This is a genomic window from Methylobacterium sp. WL103 (assembly GCF_008039885.1).
Taxonomy (GTDB): domain Bacteria; phylum Pseudomonadota; class Alphaproteobacteria; order Rhizobiales; family Beijerinckiaceae; genus Methylobacterium; species Methylobacterium cerastii.
This window is the reverse complement of sequence record NZ_VRUX01000510.1, coordinates 1-3,091: the sequence shown is the minus strand read 5'-3', so window position 1 is coordinate 3,091 and position 3,091 is coordinate 1. Positions and strand designations below refer to the sequence as shown.

2 protein-coding genes and 1 pseudogene are annotated in these 3,091 nt (G+C 68.6%); 1 reads left to right on the top strand and 2 read right to left on the bottom strand.

What is annotated here, in order from left to right; genetic code table 11:
* Positions 1–127 (top strand): annotated as a pseudogene (locus tag FV222_RS31425) (transporter); the annotation flags it as partial.
* Between the two features lie 126 nt (positions 128–253).
* Here FV222_RS31425 and FV222_RS29925 read toward each other — a convergent pair.
* Together FV222_RS29925 and dnaE are read right to left on the bottom strand one after the other, a co-directional pair.
* On the bottom strand, positions 254–397 hold the full coding sequence (locus FV222_RS29925; RefSeq protein WP_187275110.1) for a hypothetical protein: 144 nt from the start codon (positions 395–397) through the stop codon (positions 254–256).
* A 146-nt stretch (positions 398–543) separates the two neighbouring features.
* The coding region (gene dnaE, locus FV222_RS21460; protein ID WP_147815596.1) for a DNA polymerase III subunit alpha at positions 544–3,091 on the bottom strand (2,548 nt) is incomplete at its 5' end.

The following is a 3,091-nucleotide window of genomic DNA, read 5'->3' as shown; positions in this document are numbered from 1 at the left end:
CTACGCCACCTTCGACGGCCGCACCCGCGACAACTACTCCACCGACGGCTTCATCCGCCTGATCGCGCCGCTCTACTCGGTCGCAGCCCCGGCCCCCGCGCCGACCCCCCTCGTCCGCAAGTACTGACATCGACGTCGGTGCGGGCTTCGTTCGCGAAGCCCGCGCAGCAAAAAGGGCTCCTCCCATGCCGCCGCGGCGGATGGGAGGAGCCCTTTTTTCGTTCCGACCGACGTCGAGCGTCGCGGCGCCTCCTCAGACCCAGGTGCGCTTGAGCGCGATGGTGACGCGCCCGCCGCCATGCTCCGCATCCGGGTTGCGCAGCTCGCGCAAGCCCGGAGCCCGGCCCGTCGTCAGGTAGACGACCACCGTCAGCGCCAGCACCACCTTCGTCCGCATCGACCCTGTCCCGCTTGGTTAAGCGAGGCTGTGTAGGATCGCTTGGTTTTGACGAAGTTGCGCCAGCGCACCCCGGCCGGGTGTCCGGGCGATTCCCGTCGAACGTGGTTTGCGGATCGTGAACGCGACGCCAGTGGCGGCGCGGTTCAGTTCACCTCGACCTGCACCACGCCCGGCACCGCGCGCAGCATCCCGGCGATCTGCGGGGTGGCCTGGTACTTGTCGCGCAGCTTGATCTCGACCTCGCGCCCGCCGCCGTCGAGGAGCAGGATGAGCGAGACCTCGCCCTCCCCGCGCATGGCGAGGCGCTGCTGCACGGCGCCGATCGGACCCTCGTCGCGCAGGTAGATCCGCATGCCCTTCTGGTAACGGGCCACCGCAGCGTCGAGGGGTTCGGCGGCCAGGATCCGCGCGCGAACGTCCTCGCCTTCGAGGTTGGCCTGGAGCTGCAGCACCAGCGGCTGGCCCGGCTCCAGGATCTCGCGGTAATGTCCGAGGCCTTCGGAGAAGATGATCGCCTCGAAATGCCCGGTCTGGTCCGAGAGCGTGACGATGCCGAGCTTGTTCCCGGTCTTGGTGCGGCGCTCCGAGCGATCGAGCACCGAGGCGGCGACCTTGCCGACGCTCGACGTGCCGGCGCGGACCGAGCGGCAGAACTCCGCCCAGCTCTGCACCCGGAGCTTGCCCAGCAGGTCCTGATACTCGTCGAGGGGATGGCCCGAGACGAAGAAGCCGATCGCCTCGTATTCGCGCTTCAGTTTCTCGGCCATCGGCCAGCCCTCGTAGGCCGGGATGCGCAGGCTCACGTCGGTGGAGGTGACGCCGCCGAACATGTCACTGATGCCGGCGGTCTCCGCCTCGGCCGCGCCCTGGGCGAGCTTCATCATCGGCTCGACCGCGGCGCACGCCCGGGCGCGATCCAGCTCGATGCCGTCCATGGCCCCGGCCGCCACCAGGCTCTCCAGGGTGCGCTTGTTGACGTGACGCGGGTTGAGCCGGCGGGCGAAGCAGGCGAGGTCCTCGAACGGCCGCTCGCCGCGCGCCTCGACGATCGACTTCACCGCCTCGCGGCCGACGCCCTTGATCGCGGCCAGCGCGTAGCGGATGCGGCCCTCATGCACCTCGATGGTGACGCCGGACGTGTTGATCGAGGGCGGCTCGACGACGATCTTGAGGCGCTGCGCATCCTGCCGGAATTCGGCGAGCTTGTCAGTGTTGTCCATGTCGAGGTTCATCGCGGCGGCGAGGAACTCGACCGGATAGTTCGCCTTCAGGTAGGCGGTCTGGTAGGTCAGCAGGGCGTAGGCGGCCGCGTGGCTCTTGTTGAAGCCGTAATCGGCGAACTTCGCCAGCAGGTCGAAGATCTCGTTGGCCTTGGGCTTGGTCAGCCCACCCTCGATGCAGCCCTTCACGAAGCGCTCGCGCTGGGCGTCCATCTCCGCGCGGATCTTCTTGCCCATGGCGCGCCGGAGCATGTCGGCCTCGCCCAGCGAGTAGCCGGCCAGGAGCTTGGCGATCTCCATCACCTGCTCCTGGTAGACGATGATTCCGAAGGTCTCCTTCAGCGCCGGCTCCAGCTTGGGGTGCGGATACCACGTCGCCTCGTTGCCGGCGTCGCGCCCGAGCTTGCGCTCGCAATAGACCGGGATGTTGGCCATCGGGCCCGGCCGATAGAGGGCGACCAGCGCGATGATGTCCTCGAAGCGGTCGGCCTGCATCTCGCAGAGCGCTTTTCGCATGCCGGCCGATTCCACCTGGAACACGCCGACCGTCTCGCCACGGCCCATCGGCGCGTAGGTCTTCTCGTCGTCCAGCGGCAGTGCCGCGAGGTCGACGATCACACCGCGCTGCGCCAACAGGTCGGTGCAGCACCGCAGCATGGTGAGCGTCTTGAGGCCCAAAAAGTCGAACTTCACGAGGCCCGCGGCCTCGACCCACTTCATGTTGAACTGGGTCACGCGCATCCCGGTCTTCGGGTCGCGGTAGAGCGGCACCAGCTGCTCCAGGGGCCGGTCGCCGATGACGACGCCGGCCGCGTGGGTCGAGGCGTGGCGATGCAGGCCCTCGAGCTTCTTGGCGATCTCCATGAGCCGGGCGACGACCGGCTCTTCCTCCATCGCCTGCTGCAGCTTGGGCTCGCCCTCGATCGCCTGGACCAGCGTCACCGGGTTGGCCGGGTTCTGCGGCACGAGCTTGGTCAGCTTGTCGACCTGCCCGTAGGGCATCTCGAGCACGCGGCCGACGTCGCGCAGCACGCCGCGCGCCTGTAGCGTACCGAAGGTGATGATCTGCGCCACCTGCTCGTGGCCGTAGCGCTCCTGCACGTACTGGATCACGCGCTCGCGCCCCTCGACGCAGAAGTCGATGTCGAAGTCCGGCATCGAGACGCGCTCGGGGTTGAGGAAGCGCTCGAACAGCAGGCCGAACCGCAGCGGGTCGAGGTCGGTGATCAGGAGCGCGTAGGCGACGAGCGAGCCCGCGCCCGAGCCGCGGCCGGGGCCGACGGGGATGTCGTGGTCCTTGGCCCACTTGATGAAGTCGGACACGATCAGGAAGTAGCCGGGGAACTTCATCCCGACGATCACGTCGAGCTCGAACGCCAGGCGGTCGCGGTAGCTCTGCTCGGTGAAGCCCTCGCACGGCCCGTGCTGCCGCAGGCGCAGCTCGAGGCCGGCCTCGGCCTGGCGCCGCAGC

Coding starts and splice junctions, on each gene's coding strand:
- FV222_RS29925 (WP_187275110.1), bottom strand. CDS start 397: ATGCGGACGAAGGTGGTGCTGGCGCTGACGGTGGTCGTCTACCTGACG.